Raw genomic sequence first — 20085 nt, 5'->3', positions numbered from 1 at the left:
CACACACCACAATTTTTTATTCGTAGAAGCTTCCTGCTGATTGGCTTGATCCGGAACTTCCTGCAATGAACTCTCGGACGCTGCTGCCTGCACTTGATCCGGAGCTTCCCGCCACACTACCGATCACGGTGCCAAGGCTCACATCAGAAGACAGTTCTGAGGAAGACTCGCTGGAGGTCACACCGTTAGGGTTATAGATCGGGATGGGACCACCGTCGAGGCCGAAGCCCTGCATCATCAACGGGAAGAAGCGGTGGAGCGCTTCGTTCCAGTAATCCCAGGCGTGGGTTCCGGTTGGTCGGAAATCGTAGTTGATGTTGTCGATGCCCATTTGATCGGTCGCAGCCTTGAGGTTATGGGTGCAGGTGTTGGACATAGCTTCGATTTCAAACCCAACCAAGACGCGGTTTTTGAACGCATCCTCATCAATCGGTGCGTTGTCACCGATGACATCTAGTTCAGAGAACACACCGGAACCGGCGAAGATGTAGAGGTTGTCTTGTTCTTCGAGCTTCGCAGCGTTGAGCAAAGGATCGTTATAGCGAGAGTAATCACTGTCTACTTCACCAAAGATTTGCTCAGGCACGACATTGCCGTTGTAGGCAGTGGCTGCGATGCCACGGCGCCCCATCCAGGAGTTGGTTTCGGCACATCCAGAAAATGAGCCGACAGAGGAATAAAAGTTGGGGTCATGCGTCGCAAAGTTCAGCACCGATCCCCCGGACATGGACATGCCGACGATGCTGCGTTGCCCGTCTGCGCCGATGGCCGCTTCTAGCGGCTCGGGTAGTTCGTGCATGAGGAATGTTTCCCACTGTTGCGCACCACCCATGGATTCGCTTTCGCCTGCCCAGTCAGCGTAGAAACTAAAAGATCCGAGCATGGGCATGATGAGGTTGATGTTGTTTTCACTGGTCAACTCATCAAGGTCGGTGCGGGTGACCCAGTTTTGGCCGCCTTGGCCACCGTCGCCGCCGCCGAGTGCGTAGACCGTTGGGCCAGGCACGGTGTTGTCTTCTGGCACGACCCAGACTAGAGGAATGGTGCGTCCCATTGATGGCGAGTACGCGTTGATTTGGCGGATGCGATCACCGTCAACGCCGACGAATCGCTCAAGGCGCGCAAGAGCTTCTGGCTCCATGTCGATGGTTGCTTTGGGCAGGTCGTCTTTGCCGAGGGGGTAGCGTGGGTCGGTGTATTGCGGGAGTGCGGAGGTGACGATGCCGGATGAGGCGGTGGCATCTGATGAGCCCCAGCTGGTTAGTTTGCTTCCGAAGTAGGGAAGGTTGGATAACCCTTGGGGACGATCCTTGATGTCGTCGATCGGGTTGTAGTTCATGCTCGGATCCATACCGTAGTCAAATGCAGAGTCTTGAGCTGCTGCGATGCCGGTTCCAGACAACACCGAACCGAATCCAATAGAACTAGCAACCGCTACCGAGAGGACGCGGGAAATTCCTTTACGCATTGTTAACTCTTCCTTTTTCCTATGCATTATTTTGGGCATGCACTCGTCATATCTTCACAGACGTATGGTTTTGTAACAACCTCCCCCAAAATCCCCATAGTTTCCCCCGGTGCATATCCTTAAAGGTATGGAAATTCCGCTGCCCACATCCCTTATCGATGTCATCACTGATGGTGCCCTCGGCCAAACCTGCATTGATCAGGCATTTGCTGCCCAATTGGGGCGAGTTACTGGAGTCGAATTCAACCTTTCTGACGATAAAACCGCGGCTGAAGTGAGGATCAATAAGGCGTCGGGGAGTCCTTTTGATACCACCGGTGAAGTCATTGCGTGGATTAATAATCAGGAATTTGAGTGGGTCAGCACGCGCGGTGAGGATTTGGGACTGCCTGAATTGCAGGGCATTCAGCCGCTCGACGATGATCTGATCACCGCCGCACGCACGCTGTATAGCAATGCGCCGGCGTTCATCGCCCCGTTGCGCGATGGTCGCAGGGCGTTGGTTGCGATCAATCACACGCCAAAACTGGTTGGTATCCGTCGCACGCTCATCGAAGGCCTGCAGGCGCTGAAGCCTGGAACTGACCTCAAACGGGCATTGACTTCATTTGCTGCATTCTGCGAACTGGGCATCCGATTCGATGACAACCGCATCTCCTTCAGCGATGGCACCTCGCTGTTGCTTCGTGGCGGCAAAGTCATCGAAATCGCAGGCGGGCTGAGCTTGCGCGACGTACGCGCGGATGCGGCGTTCATGTCCGCTGAGCATCAATTGCTTTTCGACGCCATCTCCTCGTCTCACAACGTCACCTTTGACCCACACACCAACGTGGCGACCGTGGCAAACGAACACCAAGTTCACGCCATCCCCCTTGCTGTTATCGACGGCACGCGTTGGGTATGGACATGGTCTTTAAAAGAACTCAATGGTCAAGCAACTGAAGGCCTTGCCCGCTTTGGTTTCGATAACGGCCTACTACTGCTCACCAATGCAGAGATCCTTGCTGAGGAAGCCACCGCATTCAACCTGATTGATGTGGCTAAACAGGTGCTCAACACTTGGACGCACACCATCGTGCAGCAACCTGATGGCACCGGAATTGTCCTGCTGCTGGATCATCCTCGGCTGCAGCTTCCGCCAGCATCACATGCAGCTGTTGAGGCCACGCTGTATCACCAGCTACCAGGCGATATTGATGCCCGCCGCGCGGTGGCGTCCTATGCAGCTCACCGACAGCTTCCTTTTGATGGCTACGCACTCACCGTTGAGGGCCAACAAGTCGGCGTGACTTTTGACGGCGAGCATTTAACAAAGGTGGGCTAGTTTTCTAGCAAAACCCAACCGACGATGGCCAGCGCAGGCAGCACCATCACTGCGATGAGCAGCCACGCTCCCCCGCGCGCCATGTTGATGACGGTCGTGTGGCCATCATCGAGTTCCACGAAAACTCGTTTGTCTGAAGCATCGTGGTAGATCATGCCCCATTTCAGTTCGGAATCATCTTCCCGAATTGGAATGGCACGATCAATCGCCACCTGGCCGCGTCGCAAGGAAATCATCAACGCCCAAGCCAACACCGACACAGCGATGATGTAAACGGCCATCTCAAGATGCGTGGTGGCACCTGGGCCGTTGAGTCTTAGCGATGAGATGCTCAAAATCGCTGCGAGGAAGAAACTAAACCAGCCGATACAGCTTTGAATATTGTTCAAAAACGCCCAACGCCGAGCAATCTGAATGGCAGATGCATCCGGGTGATCGGACGCGAGGTTCTTGGACTGCGCGGAAATCAGCAGCGAAATACCTAAAGAAATCACCAGAACCAGCACTGCACCGGCAATGACTCTGGCAATGAGTGTTTCCCGGCTCATCGGGGGTGCATACGATCCACCCAGCGCGACAAGCCCACTGTTGACTCTTTCGGGCATTTTGTTGGGCACGAGGGTGAGCATCGTTATTGCTGCCACCACATCAAATATGATGACCCCAACAATTCCCAGGTACCAAGTCCAAGGAACGGCGATCTTGCCCAGCGGCTTCACTGCCCTACCCTTCTTCAAGCATTGTGCAAACATGGCCCCATCCACCGAAAGGGCCATTGCTACGCTATCAAAAGTTTGGCGGTTTTATGAACTGCGCTGGAACAAGGTCACAAAATGTGACTCATCAACATCTTCGTAGTTGGCTGGGGAGAAGGCTGCATTGCGGTCTTTATCAACCAACACTGCACGCACACCTTCAGCAAAATCAGGCTGGCGGATCATATAAAGAGACATCGCCAATTCATTGTCCAAGCCTTCACGCAGAGTGGTCGCCTCACTGTTTTGATGCATCAGCTTCACGGTAGCCACCACCGATGCCGGTGCTGCCGACGCCATCAGCCCATCCACCTTGGCAACAAATTCAGCATCGGGGTGAGACCGGAGGGAGGCGTCGATAAGCGCCCAAGAGCTGTGCCCAAAGGTCTCCTCAATCTGGCTGGCGACGCCGGCCAGCTCGCTGCTGCCCGTAGGTTGCGTGGAGAATTTCTCCAGCGCGCCATCAAGCGACTCGTTCAAGACCGCATCAATGAACCCCTGCGCATCCTCAACAAAATGCGTTGCGACGCCAGCCCACAGCATATCGGCAGGGCTCATGCGCCACCCGGTCACCGCCAAAAATGTGGCGATGGCCAGCGACGATGCACGCTGACCGAAATAAGTAAAGCCCACATCGGGAACATAGCCGATCGCCATCTCAGGCATCGACGCGAACGCTTTTTCCGTGACGATCCGGTGCGATCCATGCATGGAAATTCCCATTCCGCCACCCATCGCGACGCCGTTGATCACAGAAATGACCGGCTTCGGATAGGTTCCCAACGTGTTGTTCATCGCGAACTCATCGATGAAATACTTATCGCCGGCCGCAACATCGCCCTCCAACACGCTCTCACGGACCGCGCGCACATCACCGCCGGCACAAAATGCACGCTCCGAGGATGAGTAAATGAGAACCTGCTGCACCTGATCATCATCAGCCCAAGTGGTTAGAGCTTCCTGAACGAGATCGATCATTTCCTGATTAAGAGAATTGAGCGCTTTGGGACGATTAAGCTCCACCATACCGGTGGAATTCTGGACAAAAGTGTTCACTACGTTAGACATGAGAACCAGTGTGGCACATCACAGGAAATCTTCGCGGGTGTTTAGACAACCCGGATGTGACAGAATGGGCGATCAAGACATAATCGGAAAGGAATCCAAACAAATGGACTTTCGCCTCGTCGCGACAGACATGGACGGCACACTTTTAAACACCCACCACGAAGTCCCAGAGAAATTTTGGGACATCCTGGAACAAATGCGTGCCAAAGGAATCGCCTTCGCACCAGCCAGCGGCCGTCAATTAGCCACCTTGCAAAAACAATTCGGGCACGCGGGTGAACCCATTTCTTACATCGCAGAAAACGGCACCGTGGTAGTCCACGACGGCGAAATTATCTCCCTGACCACCATCGACTCCGACACCGTACACTCCATCATCGATGCCGTGCGCGCATCCGACATCGATATGGGAGTAGTGGTCTGCCGACCAGAACGCGCCTACGTCGAACGCAACGACGAAGCTTTCCGCGCCGAAGGCCTGAAATACTACGTCTCCATCGAGGAAGTCCAAGACCTCCACGAAGCAGTCAACAATGAAGTAATCAAGGTAGCGATCTTTACATTCCAAGATGCCGAAAAGGACTGTGCCCCCATCATCCGCGCAGCCTCCCCCAACGCCAACGTTGTTGTCTCCGGCCAGCACTGGGTCGATGTCATGGATCCTTCAGCCAACAAGGGCCAAGCTTTGGCTGCTCTCCGCGATGCCCTCGGATTGGAAGAATCCCAAACTCTCGTGTTTGGCGACTACCTCAACGACACTGAATTGATCAAGGCCGCCGGCAAGTCTTACGCCATGTCCAATGCCCACCCGGACATTTTGGAATTGGCCGACGAAATTGCACCATCCAACATTGAAGAGGGCGTTATTGTGGTGCTGGAGAAGTTGCTTAACGGTTAACGATTGCAGGCAGCAGGTTCAGGCGAAATGGTTAGGATCCACCACAGATCCGTCGATTCTTAGGCGGTGTGGTGAGTCCTTGCCCTGGAGCCTTGCAGGAGACTTTCAGAAAGTAGCTTTTGAGGCTTAAGGCCTGGCGAACCGCAAAATCCGCCCCCGGACCGCAGCAAATGTCCAATTTCGATCGAAAATTCGCTCTAATAGATCCCTATTATGCAAATATTCGTTCGATTTTAGGACTCGCCAGCGATTCGTGACGAGAAGTTGATCAGTAATCCTGTAGCAACTGTTCAAGAATCACTTGTGCCCCACCAGCCTCAAAATGGAGCCCTTCCAGAATCACTTTTAAGCGCCTGAACGAGCCCCACCCACACTGAGTCCTATTTGGGGCTTTTCAACCCCTTAAAAGGCGTTCTATTTCTTGGACTTCTTCTTGCCTTTTCCTCCGGAAGACTTCTGCTTATCCGAGTTCTTTCCTGCAGCCTTAGCTGGCTTCTTTGCCTTCTTGGCTTTTTCTTCTTTCTTGATGCGCTCTTCTTCCAAGTGTGCTGCCACATCTGGAACATAACGGAACTCATCGCGAGGGGGACGTACATAATCAGATTCAGAATCTGGGCGATGAGGGATTTCCGGCAATGGACGATCGATCTTCTCATAAGGAATCGTCGAGAGCAGATGCGAAATGACGTTGATGCGGGAACGCTTCTTGTCCTCAGATTCCACCGTGTACCACGGTGCTGACGGGATGTCCGTGTGGATGAACATCTCATCTTTTGCGCGTGAGTAATCTTCCCAGCGGGTGATCGATTGTAAATCCATTGGCGACAACTTCCACCGGCGCAGCGGATCGCTCAGGCGGTCTTCGAAACGCTCAATCTGCTCTTCATCAGATACAGAGAACCAGTATTTACGCAGGTGAATGCCATCTTCCACCAACAGGCGTTCAAAGATTGGTGCCTGGTGAAGGAATCGGCGGTACTCCTGGGAGGTGCAAAATCCCATGACGCGCTCGACTCCTGCACGGTTGTACCAGGAGCGGTCAAAGATAACGATCTCACCAGCAGTCGGCAATTTTTCGATGTAGCGCTGGAAATACCACTGCCCTTTTTCCCGAGAGTTTGGGGTGGGCAGCGCTTCGATCCTTGCGGACCGGGGGTTGAGGTACTGCGTAATGCGCTTGATCGCAGAACCTTTACCAGCGGCGTCGCGGCCTTCCATGACGATGACCACGCGCGCACCGGTTTCCACAACCCATTGTTGCAAATCGACGAGTTCGGCTTGAAGTCTTTTTAGTTCTTTTTCATAAGCCTTTTTATCCAGCTTTGGCGGATTTTTCCGGAAGTCTGGGAGATTTTGACCGTCTTTTTTCTTTCGCATGTTTTAAGCGTACAAGGTCAATGGTCAGAGATTAACAAAAAGTTAATATTCCCTGCATTAAAACATGCAAAAAGCCTTGTCGCTAAAGCCTTTCCGCTAGCAACAAAGCTTTTGCGGGCTCCTTAGTAGACGGTGAAATCGCTGAAACGTTCCCAACCCTTCTTCTTGGAAAACTCACTCTGAATAATCATTGGAGTTTGTTGCAGCAACGGTGGAAGTGTTTCTTGAGCTCGCAAGAAGTGCTCGCTCTTCTTATGTTCCGTCGCACCTTCATCCGTCCACACACCAATTACAAGGTACTCGCCTGGGTAATCGGTGTTGCGGAACCAATCAAAGTAGAGACAGCCTTCCTCTGTCCTGGTTGACTCAGTGAATTTGTCGACTGTGTAGCGGAATGTATCCACGTACTTAGCCTTGGGCTTGAAGCGAATGTTGACGATATGCATAACTTAAGCTTACTTCGTTTCACAAAACTTTGACCCAAAATTAGCCAACCAGCAAAGGTCATATTTTAGTTGACTGCGAACTCTGCCATGCGGTCCCACTCAGTCTTGCCCTCGATAAGGGTGTTGATGATCTCTGGGGTCTCAGACAGGATGGTTGGGAACAGCTCACAGGCCGCCTTGAAGTGGTCGCTGTTGACGTGAGCTTCGGCAGCGTCGTCCTGGAATGCTTCGATGAGGATGAACTCGTTTGGGTTGTCGGTGTTAATTGACCAATCGAAGAAGATGTTTCCTTCTTCCGCACGGGTCTTTTCTGTAAACTCCGCTACCTGCTCGCGGAAGGTGTCTACATATTCTGGCAATGGCTTGAATTTCACATTAATCAAAATCACGACCACCACTGTACCGATCTTGTTTAGCCAGTTCAGACTAGGCTGGGAACCAGTGACCCCGCACACATTTCATGAAGGGAGTTAAACCATGAGTTCGCTCGACAATGCCCCGCTGCTGGAATTGGATGTTCAGGAATGGGTAAACCACGAAGGCTTGAGCAATGAGGACCTGCGCGGCAAGGTTGTGGTGGTGGAGGTGTTTCAGATGCTATGCCCTGGATGCGTGAATCACGGTGTCCCTCAGGCTCAAAAAATCCACCGCATGATTGATGAATCCCAAGTGCAAGTCATCGGGCTGCACAGCGTGTTTGAGCACCATGATGTGATGACACCTGAGGCTTTGAAAGTGTTCATCGATGAGTTTGGGATCAAGTTCCCCGTGGCAGTGGATATGCCGAGGGAAGGCCAGCGGATTCCTTCGACGATGAAAAAGTATCGTTTGGAAGGAACGCCCAGCATCATTTTGGCTGATCGAAAAGGACGGATTCGTCAGGTGCAGTTCGGGCAGGTTGATGATTTCGTGCTGGGATTGCTGCTCGGCAGTTTGCTGTCAGAGACGGACGAAACCTAAAGCGCTTTGGTCTGCAGGCCGGCGCAGACGGTGTTGGATGCGTGGCTGGCGGCGTCGATAAGCGAAAAATCTTTATGCAGGGCGGCGATTAATGCTGCGGCGTAGACGTCGCCTGCCCCTTTGGCCGTGGTATCGACGGTGGCGGAGGCGATTTCCTGGACGCTGTCACGGGTGACGATGCGGGTGACGGTGGTGCCCACAGTTTCAGTGGCGCTGGTGATGATGATCCACTCGCCAAACGGGCCGAGCAGCGAGCGCGGATCGCCGGAGCCAACCATGTGGGAGAGCTCGAAAGCATTGGGAATGATTCCGGTAGCCAGAGGGCATAAGTCCTGGCAGATGGCGGTTGCGATCTCGTCGGCGACATAAATTCCCACGTCACTGTCCCCCATGATGGGATCCACCACGATGCGCACATGCGGATGGGTTTCGCGGATTTTCTGCAGCCACGCAGCGACCACACGCACCTGAGAAGCGGAGGTAAAATAGCCGGTGGAAATGGTGGAAACCTCATCGATAATCCCCAGATCCACCAGGTCTTGCAGCGCGTCGGCGAGCCATTGGTCCGACATCGGCTGGCGGTGAGAACTTGCATAACGCGGCATGGAACTTAACACCACGGTGGGGACAGCGACCACGCGGAGGCCTTCGTTGTGCATCACCGGAATGGCAGCACTGAGCCCCACGGAACCATAAACCACCTGGCTGCCGATCATCACCACATCGGCGCGGCGCTGATCAAACTCCAGCTGTGCGCGCTGCTCTAAAATCTCCTCGCCTGCCGACGGCATGAACTAGCCCTCGATTTCCTCGCCGAGTTCCAGCCACTGCATTTCCAGCTCGCCGTGTTCTTCCTGCACTGCGCGGAGCTTGGTGTCCAGCTCGGTGAGCTTTATGGTGTCCATGGCCTCCGCTGCATCAGCGAGCTGCTGATTAAGCTTGTCCATTTGCTGGTCAAGCTTGCCCATTTTGCGCTCCAGGGCGTTCATTTCCTTGGTGATGCGGTGGCGTTCTTGGGAAGAAATTCCGGAACTTTCCACAGAAGTGGCAGCCTGCTCTGTTGCAGCAGAAAAGGTTCCAGCCTGCGTGGCCGCACCCAAGTTCAGCACTCCACTGTCTTCGGCCGCGGCCATCGCTGCTCGTCGCTGCAGGTACTCTTCAATTCCGCCTGGCAGGTTGGTGAGCTTGCCATCGCCGAAGAGTGCCCAGGTGGAGTCGGTGACGCGTTCGATGAGGTAACGGTCGTGGGAGATAACCACCATGGTGCCTGGCCATCCGTCGAGAAGGGATTCCAGCTCTTGGAGGGTGTCAATGTCCAGGTCGTTGGTGGGCTCGTCGAGGAGCAGCACGTTTGGTTCGGCCATGAGCACGCGGGTGAGTTGGAGTCGGCGGCGTTCACCACCGGACAGGTCACCAACTGGGGTGCGTTGCCTCTTGGGTGAGAATCCGAGGCGTTCTGCCAATTGGGAAGCGGAGACCTGCTTGTCGCCCATCATCACGTAGGAAGCGACATCTTCAACGCAGTCGATGAGTCGGCGGCTGAGGTCTAGGTCATCGAGTTCCTGGCGGAGCCATCCCAGTTTGACGGTTTGGCCTTCGATGCGTTTGCCTGCCTGAAGTGGCTGCTCGCCGGCAAGGGTGCGCAGCAGGGTGGTTTTGCCGGAGCCGTTGACGCCGACAAGACCGATGCGCTCTCCTGGAGCCAAACGCCAGGTGAGGTCTTCTACCAGGATGCGATCATCAGGGGTGGCTACTGTGGCGTCTTCAAGTTCAATGACAACGCGGCCTTGCCTGGACTTGGAAAATGCCATGAGCTCGACTTTGTCGCGTGGTGCTGGCACGTCTGCGATCAAAGCTTCGGCGGCTTCGATGCGGTATCGAGGCTTTGAGGTTCGTGCTGGTGCACCGCGGCGCAGCCATGCGAGTTCTTTACGCGCGAGGTTTTGACGGCGCTGCTCAATGGCATCTGCTTGGCGGGCGCGTTCGGCGCGGGCGAAGGTCCAGTCGTTGTAGCCGCCTTCGTAGGAGTCCACCACGCCGTCGTGAACTTCCCAGGTGGTGGTGGCAATTGTGTCGAGGAACCAGCGATCGTGTGTGACCACAACAATGGCGATGCGGCGTGACAGCAGGTAGGACGCCAACCATTGCACGCCTTCCACGTCGAGGTGGTTGGTGGGCTCGTCGAGCACGATCAGGTCAAGGTCGCGAACCAGCGCGGCGGCCAGGTTGGTGCGTCGGCGCTCGCCACCGGAAAGGTTGCCCACTTTGGTGTCAAGGCCAAGATCGACAATGCCCAAGCCACCGAGGACGTCGCGCACCGTGGCGTTTGATGCCCATTCGAAAACTTCCAAACCCAAAGGTCCAAGCACCACGTCAGCGACGGTGTCGTCATCATTGAGTTCAGCACGCTGCGTCACCACAGCCATGCGCAGGTCAGAGTTGTGAGACACACGGCCCTGATCCGGCTTTTCGATGCCAGTAAGTACTTCCAGCAGGGTGGTTTTTCCGCCACCATTGAGGCCGACGACGCCAATGCGGTCGCCGGTTTGAACACCTAAGGAGACACCGTCGAGAAGCGTTTTTAATCCCCAGGTTTTGGAGACGTTCTCGAGATTAATCAGATTGGCCATTGTGGTTTTTCTTCGACTCCGATACTTAAGTTTGTCTTTATTATGAAACAGTCAAAATGTGTGCGCCGCGCTGGTCGGCGGTTGAGGCCGCAGGGCCGGTGGCGGTGTAAGCAGCGTACACCTGGCCGGCGTCGATTAGCGCCTCTTTAACGTCTTGCGCTTTGTGCTCCGATTCGCACAAGAATACCGTGGTCGGGCCGGAGCCGGAGACAATTCCTGCATGCGCGCCGGAGCGGATGCCTTCTTGGAGGACGCTGCGCAGTTCAGGGCGCAAACTGAGTGCGGCGCTGGTCAGATCATTGTGCAGCCACTGCCCCACCTCGGCGGTGTTGCCGGTGAGAAGTGCGGCGCTGAGGTCGCTGATATCCATATGCGATTCCGGATTCAGCTCATCATGCTTTTTGAATACCTCAGGCGTGGACAGGCCATGCGCCATCGCGGCCACCACCCAATGTAGCTTGCCGCGCGTCAACATATCTACCAGCTGCTCGCCGCGACCGGTACCGCGCATGGTGCCACCAAGCAGGCAAAACGGCACATCTGAGCCGAGCTCCGCGGCAACCTCCAGCAATGTGTCCTCGCCGAAAGGCCCAATCCAGGCATCCACTGCGCGCAGTGTCGCAGCCGCATCCGCAGAGCCGCCAGCCATGCCGCCAGCCACCGGAATCCCCTTGGAAATATGCAGCGAAACTGCAGACAGCGGCGTCTTTTCCGCGCGCCGCTTAACCAACGCATCCACAGCGCGCCACGCAAGATTGCTGGCGTCCTCAGGCACGCCACGGGCACCGGTCACAGATAATTGCTTGACGACGCTCCCCTCCTCCACCAACTCCTCATCGAGGGTGGTTAAGGTGACGGTGTCAAACAGATCAATGGTTTGAAACACCGTCATGAGCTCGTGAAATCCATCGTCGTGAGCCGGTCCCACACCTAAATGCAGGTTGGTTTTCGCCCACGCCTTAGCGGTAATTTTCACTTCTCATCCTTTTGCTGCAACACCCCAGCTAGGCGCACATAGTCAGTGACATCAAGCTTTTCGCCACGAAGCGTTGGATCAATATCAGCGGCCCGCAAAGCTTCCTCAGCTGCCTGGCCAGAACCGTAGTGTCCAGAAAGCGCAGCTCTTAGGGTTTTACGGCGCTGCAAGAAAGCAGCATCAATGATCGGCCACACCTTCTTACGCGTCTCATCGTCCTGCTTCCACGCGGTGTCTTCGCGCACGATCTTCACCAAACCGGATTCGATCTTTGGAGCTGGCCAAAAGACATTCTTACCAATCGACCCGGCGCGAGTAACTGGACCGTAGAAGGACGCCTTCACGCTAGGCACACCATAAATCTTCGATCCTGGATCCGCAGCCAAACGATCAGCAACCTCTGCCTGCACCATGACAAGCACCTTGTTGATGGTGGGAAACTCCTCCATCATGTGCAACAAGACAGGGACAGAGACGTTGTACGGCAAGTTAGCCACCAAGGCGGTGGGTTGAACAGCCATATCGGATTGTTGAACCTTCAGGGCGTCTTTCAGCACGATGCTCAACTTGTGAGCAAGGGCCGGCGCGCGCCACTGAAAAGTCTCCGGCAATTCCGCAGCCAAACGGGGATCAATTTCCACCGCAGTTACTGAAGCAGCAGATTCCACCAGGGCAAGGGTCAGAGAGCCCAGACCAGGGCCAACTTCCACCACGTGGTCGTCTGGGGTGAGCTCTGCCGCAGCAACAATGCGACGCACCGTGTTGGGATCGTGAACAAAGTTCTGCCCCAACTTCTTAGTTGGTGTGACGTCGAGCTTTTCTGCCAGCGCACGGATTTCTACCGGGCCGAGCAGCTGTGCACCTGAGGGTTCTTCCATAGCATCCCAATCTACCTATTGGATGCCAGATTTCTACTATCGGATGCCCAAGCTTGCGGTGCAAGCAGGCCATGCTCCCCAACCTTGTGCAGCCTGAACCTTTTCTGCGATGGAGATTTGCTGTTCACGGCTTGCACCGGAAGCGTCACCGGAGAAAGCTCCACCACCGTATGCGAGCCAGGTCTGTGGGTGGAACTGTAGGCCGCCGGAGAAGCCATTACCTGTGTTGATTGCCCAGTTTCCGCCGGATTCACACTGTGCCAGCTGATCCCACACGGAGTTTGCAGCGACAGTTTTGGTGCCACGGCTAATGGTTGCTGGCTTTGCTGCGGTGATTTCAACTTCATTGATCACCGTGGAAGATTCTTCCTGACCATTAACGGTTGTTACGGTGCGAGTAACTTCCTTGGTTCCAGGAGCGCCTTCTTCGACCACAGTTTCATCGCCAGCTGGAGCTTCTGGATCATCCACGTAGGTTGGCTCAGCATCGAAAGACACAGTTTCAGTGATTTCGGTGTTGTCAACGCGGTCGATCTGGATCGCAGCGTTGTTCTTCAGCTGCTGATCCAGAGGCACATTAATGCGGTCCTGAGCACCCAGCTCAATATCCCGCAGCTCTAGGGCTTCCTGTACGTTCTGAGCTGCCAAAGAAACGTAAGTGACCTTGCCACCATCATTGATGGAAATAATCTTCGGCTTGGTAACACTCACCTTCAAACCAGATTCTGGGATGGTCTCTGAAAGATCAGCGTCCACCGCATCAGCACCGGTAATGCCACCGACTTCCTGCAGGAGGTCCTCCACGGAAACCGCAGTGGTGGTCACGTTTTGGATTTGACCTTCCACCACGAGCGCCACCTGCTTGGCAGTACGAACAGTCACAGTGTCTTCATCACTGATGGATGAATCCAGTGAAGGGGAAACAATGTCCTGGTCACCAAGTTCCACACCAGCTTGCGCCAGCACACCTTCAACAGTGCCGGACATAGTCACTAGGGACATCTGCTCGCCGTTGACATCAACAATGATGTCCTTTTTGGTAGCTGCAGCGGTGACTCCGCCGATAAGCAAGGTGGCGAGCACGCCACCGGTAGCCAAACGCAACGGCACCGAGCGGGTGCTGTTGATCCGGTTGATCCGTGACTTCTGATGGGGCGCCATGTAAAACTTCTTCGCTCTCGGGGGAATTAACAATTAGTCACAATACGGTAACAAACTACCCCCGTCCATCACCAAAACGCCGTGGCGTGCAACTTCATAAACTTCAGTCACACCCACCACAACCCCCACAGCTGACCACGGCCAACAGATTGACTGTGAGCTACCTCACGTTATAGATTTGTGACCCCATAAACGCGATCAAAATTCTCATTCAAAGCCGCCGCAACATCCTCCACAGCCATCCCCCGAACCTCCGCAATGCATAGCGCCGTATGACCAATCAACGACGGCTCATTCCTACTCCCCCGAAACGGCTCCGGCGTCATATACGGCGCATCGGTTTCAATCAAAATCTGGGAAATCGGCGCAATACGAGCAGCCTCCCGCAACTCCTCATTACGCTTAAACGTCACATTGCCCGCAAAACTCAACACATATCCACGATCCAACGCTTCCTTCGCCACGTCCAACGGCGAAGAAAAACAATGCAGAATCGTATCTTTTGGAGGTGGAGCATCCGCCAACACTCGCATCAAATCAGCATCCGCCTCACGATTGTGAATCATCAACGGCTTATCCGCACTAATTGCCAAATCAATATGCCAGCGCAGCGCCTCCTCTTGCACATCCAACGCCGCCGTGTCCTCTGGATCGTGCTTGATCCAATACGAATCCAAACCAGTCTCACCAATGGCCACACAATTCGGATCCGCCGCCATCTGCGTCAGCCGCGCACGCGCAGCCCCATCCAACTGATCAGCCTTCGTCGGATGAATCGCACACGCAGCAAACACATTGCCAAACTGTTGCGCGGCCTCCAGCGCAAGCTCGGCCTCAGCCAAACCATCACCGACGGTACAAAGCTTTTCGACGCCCGCCTCCTTGGCCCTTTCCACCAACCCTGCAAGATCTCCTCCACACGATGCCAAATGTGTATGCGCATCAATGAGACCAGGGATAAATTGGGCAGGAACCGGAATGGGGCGAGGCTTCTTCTTAGACATAGGATTCACATTCTAGCCGTGGCTCAAAGATACTGAACTGAAAACTAAGAATCCTATCGGAGCGCAGCTACTGAATCAGTAGCCGAAATAAACAAGACCTGGCTCTTCTAGTTAAGATCCGTTTCGTTGGGCAACAAGAAGATGGCGTTGCAACTCGATAGTTTGTGACATAACTGCTTTGTGACATAACTGCTTTGTGACATAACTGCATTTCACACGTGTCACATCAGCACTAAACCCAGCTTATCCGAAGTAAGGAAGTTTCATGCGAATAGTGATTGAGCTTGTACACCCAATGAAAAACAGACGGACCTGACCTTGCATTCACAGCACAGAACTTTGTAGATGCCACAGCATGGCATGCCCGTTCTCTGTCTTAATAGGGTTATTAGCTATTCCAATCGGGGATCAAAACTAATGGTTTGGTGCTTAATGAAACAGCGGAAATTGTGACTTGCAGCTTCGTTTGGCGGTTTTTCCGCGGCTTCGAATGGCGGTTCAGTCGACGCCGATGGCAACACCTGGATAGGCCACCCGGGCGCTCGGGATGGGCTTATTAGAGGCCGAAGGCGCCGCCGCTGACGAGGATGAAGATGCCCAGGCCGATCAGGACGATCGGGAACAGCACGTGCTCCCAGCGCTCAAGGACTTCTGCGATGGGCGGGCGGGTGGCCACGAACTTTGCCAGCAGGACCAGGCCTGCCACCAGGACGAGGAAAACGATGCAGTAGATGATGACGGCGGCAGTGTCCACGTTGAGGAAGACCGGGACGTAGACGCCGATATTGTCGCCACCGTTGGCAAACGTCACACCGGCGACGGTCAGCACACCCACCTTTTTCCCGGCGATCTCCGCATCATCATCGTCGTCATCATCGCTTCGCCAGGCCTGCCAGGCCGCCCATAGTCCCAGGGCCAGGGGAATTAGTCCGAAGTACGGGATCGCCTCAGCAGGTAGGAATGCTCCTGCCCCCAGCGTGACCAGGACTGCGGCCGCGAGGATGCCCATGAAGCCGAGGTACTGACCAGCCAGAATCCGAAGCGTGGTCCCTTTTTGCCCCGCCCCGCGGGCAAAAAACAGCGAGAGCACGATGATGTCGTCGATATTGGTGGCGATAAACAGACCAATCGCCGACAGTAGACCGGTTGCCACTACGCACTCTCCTGTCCAGTGACACACCCAGGTACGGCGCATCCGGCGTCGATGCATTCGGCGTTGTCATCGACGGCCAGGGTGATATCCAGCAACGCGTTCAACGCCTGCGCCAGATGAGCATCAACGATCTCGTAGCGGGTCTGTCGCCCCTGCGGTTCGGCAACAACAATTCCGCAGTCCCTCAGGCAGGCGAGATGGTTCGACACGTTCGAGCGCGTCAGTTCCAGATCCTGGGCGAGAGCGGCCGGGTAGGCCGGCCCCTCCAGCAGCGCCAGGAGAATGCGGGAACGAGTCGGATCCGCCATGGCCCGACCCAACCGGTTCATCACGTCTAGACGAGAAGCAATAGTCAGCATGCGCTGAACTATACAGCTGTTGCTGAACTAACTTCAACATGGGGTGGCGTCGTTGCCAGAGGTCGTCTGCACTTTCAGGCTGAGGCCTTCACTGCGCAGGAAGGAAGCGGCTGCCTAGTTGGCGGTGTTCCCGACGTGATTTAAAGGTGAGGGCTATTGCCGGCAGCTTCCGGCCCAGACCAGCGGCGGCCCACGTACCGATCAGGGTGTCCCACTTCCTAGGAAGTGGGACACCCTGCGCTCGTCAAGTTTTTGAGACAGCTTGATTGATTTTTCTTCTTACGCTGCTGCTAATCCATACTGCTGCTGATATGCGGTCAAAGCACTAGCCGGTGAGAGCCCCTGGTTATTGCTATGCGGGCGGCGCCGGTTGTGACCTGCCCCTCGATGTACTCCATCACCGCGGTTCGGTCCGACAGGTGATTCTCAAAATCATAGTGGTGATACATTTCGGTCTTCAAATGTGAGAAAAAATTCTCCGCGACTTCCGTTATCCCAACACACCCCGGTCAATCCCATGGATTGGGTGATCTTGTTGCCGGCGCACCATGTCTGGAACTGCTCGGAGGTGTATTGCGATCCTCTATCGGAGTGAAAAATTGCGCCTTCAGGATGAAGACACCCATGATCACGCGCCATAGCCAGCGCATTGATCACCAACGGTGTGCGCATATTAGAATCCATAGACCACCCCACCACCATCCGCGTAGCCAAATCGATCACGGTAGCCACATACAGCCACCCGGAACCCGTCTTTAAGTACGTAATGTCACCAACGAGCCTGGTCCCAGGCACGGTAGCGGTAAAGTCTCGTTTCCCGTGGCTATCGAGCATATGATTTTTAATATGCTCGGTCCGGGCAGAAAGGGTCACTGACCGTGGTGTTCTTCCAGGCCCGCATTCGTCTGACACGCACTCCTCATTCGTTCATAATTGATCCCACAGTCCCAGTAGAAACTTTGACACCACGCTGGTTGAGCAACGTGGTCAGCTGATCCCTGCCAGCCATCTGGTTGCTTTTTTCAAACTCCTGGGCAACCTCAGCCCTGAGTTCTAAATGCCTTATGGCTGTCGGAGTCAGACCCGCAGGCTTGGCCCACCGGTAATACGACGCTCTGGACACACCCAACTTTCTGCACATCCATGTAATGGGAAACGACGCCTTCTCTTGCTCGATGAACGCTGAGAGATCCTCTACAGGTGCTTCGGCTTCCAAAGAAGGCGCTGGCTTTTCCCCAAAACTCGTTTTCCCGTTTCAACGCGGCGTTCTCAGCCTGCAGGGCCTTGTATTTCGCCCATTCGACTGGGCCTGGTTCATCCACACCGGCGTCTGGATGCTCGGCCCTCCAGGTTCTTACCCACGCGCTCAGTGTTCCTTCTTTGATACCCAACTCGGTGGCCACTTCCTTGACCGAGCGCCCTGAGGATACGACGAGTTGCACAGCTCCTGCTTTGAATTCTTCGGTGAAGATGACGTGCGATTCGACATGGAACTAATTCTCCTAAACCCTGTCTCAAATCACCATACGGGCGCACGACCAACACGAATCTGACAAGCCACACTTTAGCACTAAAACGTCATAACGTTATAGTGCTAAAACTTTTTGACGTCAAAAAATCATCACGTTTTAACGCTATAAGTTTTTTCATTAAATTACCTGATCACAGCGATCATAAGTGTTTTTAAAGAAGACTGGAATAGTTCCTCTACAAGGAGATAGATCCCTGACAGGTGAGTCTTTTACATAATGTGGTCGCACGTCAGAAATACAACGGTTTCCTGCGGTTTCATGCTCTTTAAGCCATTGAGAAAAGTGGGAAATGCCGTAAGAAATAGAGCGGTGCCCTAAGGCTGAATAACTCTAGGGCACTTAATAAGGTGCTGTTGCAAAGTTGAGTCTTGGGCCGGGGAAACCCCACCAGCGCCGCTCCATTGTTGAAGCGTTTGTCGATACCAATTCCGCCTCCAAGACTGAGGAAAGCACTATGTTCAATGTCCGCATGACCACCAGTGTGCATAGACGGTTGAAACTACAGGCATTTAAAGAACATCGCACGATGAAAGAAATCGTAGAGCAATCAGTAGTCAGATACCTTAACGAGTGCGAAGATTGATTTACAAATACACAAATATATGTGTATTTGTAAATCAAGAGAGAAATTCTTGTTAGTCCTAAACTGGCTAGATTAGTTGCATACAGGTTGAAGGATCACGTGGTGGAGTTCCGGACGGGACTTACGTCTGGAAGTAAGAAATAGCCCGGACGCGCTACGGATGATGACGAAGGAGCCCTATCCGTGTCGAGACTGACGGAACTGCTGCGGCAGGTGCGCAAGGCGGACGCGCAACTTGGTACTGACCTGGAAGCCGAGGTCGCTGCGCTGACCAAGCGTCGCACCTTCGGGCTCGTCTTTGAGCAGCATCAGCCTGAGGCTGTCGAGCTGCCCGGCAGGGTCGTCCGTCGCGGCGACAAGGTGCGGGTGCTGCCTCCGCGAGGGGGGACAAAGGCAGGTGACCAACGGCTGTGGCGGACAACTCGGATCGAGTGCGTCGACGGGCAGCGTGTGGCTCATCTCGCGGAGCTCGACGTCGAAGAACCCGAGACTCGGGCAGTGCTTGCCGACGACGTGGTGGTCGTCGCGGAGTTCCGGGATCGCATCTACCCCGGCCTGGTGGAGACAGGCAGGGTTGAGCGGGGCGGCGACAAGCCGTTCCACACGGTCGTCAACGCTGAGAACTACCACGCGCTGGAGATGCTGACCTATACGCACCGGCATTCCATCGACGCCATCTACATCGACCCGCCGTACAACACCGGGGCGAGGGACTGGAAGTACGACAACGATTACGTCGCGAGTGATGACGACTATCGACACTCGAAATGGCTGGCGTTCATGGAGCGACGGTTGAAGATCTGTCGGGAGCTCATGCGTAGCGATGCTACTCTTGTGGCAACTATCGATGAGCATGAAGTAAACCGTTTGGGCGTGTTGCTAGATCAGCTCTTCCCGGAATCTACGCGGCAACTCGTCACAATTGTCAACAACCCTAAAGGCGTTACTCAGGGATATCTTTCGAGGGTCGAAGAGTATGCGTTCTTTGTATTTGGTCCTGACGCGCGAATCGGTTCGGTCGATGACGACCTTCTGACGCATCGAGACATGGCCGATGCTGAAGGGGAACTGCAGAGGCCTCGATGGAAGGGGCTCTTGCGGTCGGGCGACGACTCGCTTCGAGCTGACCGTAAAGATATGTTCTATCCGGTGTGGTTCGATGAGTCGACTGGGCGACTCAGCCACGCGGGCGAAGCATTGCCACTTGACGAAACTCCTGACTTCAGTCCGCAGGATGGCCTGACGCCGATCTGGCCTATTAGGCGGGACATGAAGGAGGGGCCTACCCGGGCAGCGCCACGCCGTTCGATCCTTGACTACGCGCTACACCCTCATCTGTGAAGAGCCACCAAACCTGGGACGGTTCAAGCGGCGCTAGGCGAGTCTGATTGCTGCGTCGATCTATGGGGTGAGGGCAGTGGCCGACATCGCGGTCCGAACTATCGCGGTCCGAACCTACCGGAGTCCGAAAGTACCGCGGTCCGAACCTACCGGAGTCCGAAAGTACCGCGGT

At 54.8% G+C, this 20085-nt stretch carries 18 protein-coding genes and 1 pseudogene; 4 read left to right on the top strand and 15 right to left on the bottom strand.

The features are described from left to right. Nucleotides 1–16: 16 nt before the first annotated feature. A complete protein-coding gene (locus CGL_RS04620) occupies nt 17–1468 on the bottom strand; it encodes an alpha/beta hydrolase (protein WP_011013975.1) in 1452 nt (483 codons plus the stop codon). 127 nt (nt 1469–1595) lie between these two features. Here CGL_RS04620 and CGL_RS04615 point away from each other — a divergent pair, with 127 nt between their 5' ends. Beyond that, nucleotides 1596–2792, top strand: a complete 1197-nt coding sequence (locus tag CGL_RS04615; RefSeq protein ID WP_011013974.1) for a DUF6882 domain-containing protein — start codon at nt 1596–1598, stop codon at nt 2790–2792. On the opposite strand, the gene CGL_RS04610 is transcribed toward CGL_RS04615, so the two are convergent. Both CGL_RS04610 and CGL_RS04605 read right to left on the bottom strand, forming a co-directional pair. After that, nucleotides 2789–3511, bottom strand: a complete 723-nt coding sequence (locus CGL_RS04610; protein ID WP_003858512.1) for a hypothetical protein — start codon at nt 3509–3511, stop codon at nt 2789–2791. The two genes, CGL_RS04615 and CGL_RS04610, sit on opposite strands and share 4 nt — an antisense overlap. 84 nt (nt 3512–3595) lie before the next feature. Next, entirely contained in the window at nt 3596–4615 is a 1020-nt protein-coding gene (locus CGL_RS04605) for an enoyl-CoA hydratase/isomerase family protein (RefSeq protein WP_011013973.1), read from the bottom strand. Between the two features lie 103 nt (nt 4616–4718). Here CGL_RS04605 and CGL_RS04600 point away from each other — a divergent pair, with 103 nt between their 5' ends. Continuing rightward, nucleotides 4719–5513, top strand: coding sequence for a Cof-type HAD-IIB family hydrolase (locus tag CGL_RS04600; protein WP_003858506.1), 795 nt, complete (start codon nt 4719–4721; stop codon nt 5511–5513). A 414-nt stretch (nt 5514–5927) separates the two neighbouring features. On the opposite strand, the gene ppk2 is transcribed toward CGL_RS04600, so the two are convergent. The 3 genes from ppk2 to CGL_RS04585 form a co-directional block, all read right to left on the bottom strand. Continuing rightward, nucleotides 5928–6890 carry a polyphosphate kinase 2 gene (gene ppk2, locus CGL_RS04595; protein WP_011013972.1) on the bottom strand — a complete coding sequence of 321 codons (963 nt, stop codon included), beginning with the start codon at nt 6888–6890 and terminating at the stop codon, nt 5928–5930. 122 nt (nt 6891–7012) lie between these two features. Then, nucleotides 7013–7336 carry an antibiotic biosynthesis monooxygenase family protein gene (locus tag CGL_RS04590; protein WP_011013971.1) on the bottom strand — a complete coding sequence of 108 codons (324 nt, stop codon included), beginning with the start codon at nt 7334–7336 and terminating at the stop codon, nt 7013–7015. A gap of 65 nt (nt 7337–7401) precedes the next feature. Continuing rightward, on the bottom strand, nt 7402–7725 hold the full coding sequence (locus tag CGL_RS04585) for a putative quinol monooxygenase (RefSeq protein WP_020948541.1): 324 nt from the start codon (nt 7723–7725) through the stop codon (nt 7402–7404). Nucleotides 7726–7813: 88 nt separating this feature from the next. Here CGL_RS04585 and CGL_RS04580 point away from each other — a divergent pair, with 88 nt between their 5' ends. Continuing rightward, nucleotides 7814–8296: a peroxiredoxin family protein gene (locus CGL_RS04580; protein ID WP_011013970.1), complete on the top strand. Its 483-nt coding sequence runs from the start codon at nt 7814–7816 to the stop codon at nt 8294–8296. Here CGL_RS04580 and CGL_RS04575 read toward each other — a convergent pair. The 9 genes and pseudogenes from CGL_RS04575 to CGL_RS04535 form a co-directional block, all read right to left on the bottom strand. Further along, nucleotides 8293–9087, bottom strand: coding sequence for a pyridoxal kinase (locus CGL_RS04575; RefSeq protein ID WP_011013969.1), 795 nt, complete (start codon nt 9085–9087; stop codon nt 8293–8295). The genes CGL_RS04580 and CGL_RS04575 overlap by 4 nt on opposite strands. A 3-nt stretch (nt 9088–9090) precedes the next feature. Next, nucleotides 9091–10926, bottom strand: coding sequence for an ABC-F family ATP-binding cassette domain-containing protein (locus tag CGL_RS04570; RefSeq protein ID WP_011013968.1), 1836 nt, complete (start codon nt 10924–10926; stop codon nt 9091–9093). A 40-nt stretch (nt 10927–10966) separates the two neighbouring features. Next, a complete protein-coding gene (locus CGL_RS04565) occupies nt 10967–11902 on the bottom strand; it encodes a 4-(cytidine 5'-diphospho)-2-C-methyl-D-erythritol kinase (protein WP_011013967.1) in 936 nt (311 codons plus the stop codon). Further along, nucleotides 11899–12780, bottom strand: coding sequence for a 16S rRNA (adenine(1518)-N(6)/adenine(1519)-N(6))-dimethyltransferase RsmA (rsmA, locus tag CGL_RS04560; protein ID WP_011013966.1), 882 nt, complete (start codon nt 12778–12780; stop codon nt 11899–11901). The genes CGL_RS04565 and rsmA overlap by 4 nt, the downstream gene beginning before the upstream one ends. 36 nt (nt 12781–12816) lie before the next feature. Continuing rightward, nucleotides 12817–13941: a resuscitation-promoting factor Rpf2 gene (gene rpf2 / locus CGL_RS04555; RefSeq protein ID WP_003858490.1), complete on the bottom strand. Its 1125-nt coding sequence runs from the start codon at nt 13939–13941 to the stop codon at nt 12817–12819. A gap of 170 nt (nt 13942–14111) precedes the next feature. Further along, on the bottom strand, nt 14112–14945 hold the full coding sequence (locus CGL_RS04550; protein WP_011013965.1) for a TatD family hydrolase: 834 nt from the start codon (nt 14943–14945) through the stop codon (nt 14112–14114). A 556-nt stretch (nt 14946–15501) separates the two neighbouring features. Then, nucleotides 15502–16140 carry a cadmium resistance transporter gene (locus CGL_RS04545; protein WP_197526092.1) on the bottom strand — a complete coding sequence of 213 codons (639 nt, stop codon included), beginning with the start codon at nt 16138–16140 and terminating at the stop codon, nt 15502–15504. Next, nucleotides 16098–16457: a Cd(II)/Pb(II)-sensing metalloregulatory transcriptional regulator CmtR gene (locus CGL_RS04540; RefSeq protein ID WP_011013963.1), complete on the bottom strand. Its 360-nt coding sequence runs from the start codon at nt 16455–16457 to the stop codon at nt 16098–16100. Before CGL_RS04540 ends, CGL_RS04545 begins: the two co-directional genes overlap by 43 nt. A 279-nt stretch (nt 16458–16736) precedes the next feature. Next, nucleotides 16737–17929 (bottom strand): annotated as a pseudogene (locus CGL_RS04535) (IS3 family transposase). Nucleotides 17930–18755: 826 nt separating this feature from the next. Between CGL_RS04535 and CGL_RS04530 the strand changes: the two are divergent. After that, nucleotides 18756–19913 carry a DNA methyltransferase gene (locus tag CGL_RS04530; RefSeq protein WP_011013961.1) on the top strand — a complete coding sequence of 386 codons (1158 nt, stop codon included), beginning with the start codon at nt 18756–18758 and terminating at the stop codon, nt 19911–19913. Nucleotides 19914–20085: the final 172 nt, after the last annotated feature.

Origin of the sequence: Corynebacterium glutamicum ATCC 13032, from assembly GCF_000011325.1 — a bacterium.
Classification (GTDB): Bacteria; Actinomycetota; Actinomycetes; order Mycobacteriales; family Mycobacteriaceae; genus Corynebacterium; species Corynebacterium glutamicum.
Note: the sequence above shows the minus strand (reverse complement) of the source record. Positions and strands in the feature narration are given on the sequence as shown.

Excerpts from the sequence above, each read along its gene's own strand:
- CGL_RS04620 (WP_011013975.1), bottom strand. The coding sequence starts at position 1,468 with ATGCGTAAAGGAATTTCCCGCGTCCTCTCGGTAGCGGTTGCTAGTTCT.
- CGL_RS04615 (WP_011013974.1), top strand. The coding sequence starts at position 1,596 with ATGGAAATTCCGCTGCCCACATCCCTTATCGATGTCATCACTGATGGT.
- CGL_RS04605 (WP_011013973.1), bottom strand. The coding sequence starts at position 4,615 with ATGTCTAACGTAGTGAACACTTTTGTCCAGAATTCCACCGGTATGGTG.
- CGL_RS04600 (WP_003858506.1), top strand. The coding sequence starts at position 4,719 with ATGGACTTTCGCCTCGTCGCGACAGACATGGACGGCACACTTTTAAAC.
- ppk2 (WP_011013972.1), bottom strand. The coding sequence starts at position 6,890 with ATGCGAAAGAAAAAAGACGGTCAAAATCTCCCAGACTTCCGGAAAAAT.
- CGL_RS04590 (WP_011013971.1), bottom strand. The coding sequence starts at position 7,336 with ATGCATATCGTCAACATTCGCTTCAAGCCCAAGGCTAAGTACGTGGAT.
- CGL_RS04580 (WP_011013970.1), top strand. The coding sequence starts at position 7,814 with ATGAGTTCGCTCGACAATGCCCCGCTGCTGGAATTGGATGTTCAGGAA.
- CGL_RS04575 (WP_011013969.1), bottom strand. The coding sequence starts at position 9,087 with ATGCCGTCGGCAGGCGAGGAGATTTTAGAGCAGCGCGCACAGCTGGAG.
- CGL_RS04570 (WP_011013968.1), bottom strand. The coding sequence starts at position 10,926 with ATGGCCAATCTGATTAATCTCGAGAACGTCTCCAAAACCTGGGGATTA.
- rsmA (WP_011013966.1), bottom strand. The coding sequence starts at position 12,780 with ATGGAAGAACCCTCAGGTGCACAGCTGCTCGGCCCGGTAGAAATCCGT.
- rpf2 (WP_003858490.1), bottom strand. The coding sequence starts at position 13,941 with ATGGCGCCCCATCAGAAGTCACGGATCAACCGGATCAACAGCACCCGC.
- CGL_RS04550 (WP_011013965.1), bottom strand. The coding sequence starts at position 14,945 with ATGTCTAAGAAGAAGCCTCGCCCCATTCCGGTTCCTGCCCAATTTATC.
- CGL_RS04545 (WP_197526092.1), bottom strand. The coding sequence starts at position 16,140 with ATGCGCCGTACCTGGGTGTGTCACTGGACAGGAGAGTGCGTAGTGGCA.
- CGL_RS04540 (WP_011013963.1), bottom strand. The coding sequence starts at position 16,457 with ATGCTGACTATTGCTTCTCGTCTAGACGTGATGAACCGGTTGGGTCGG.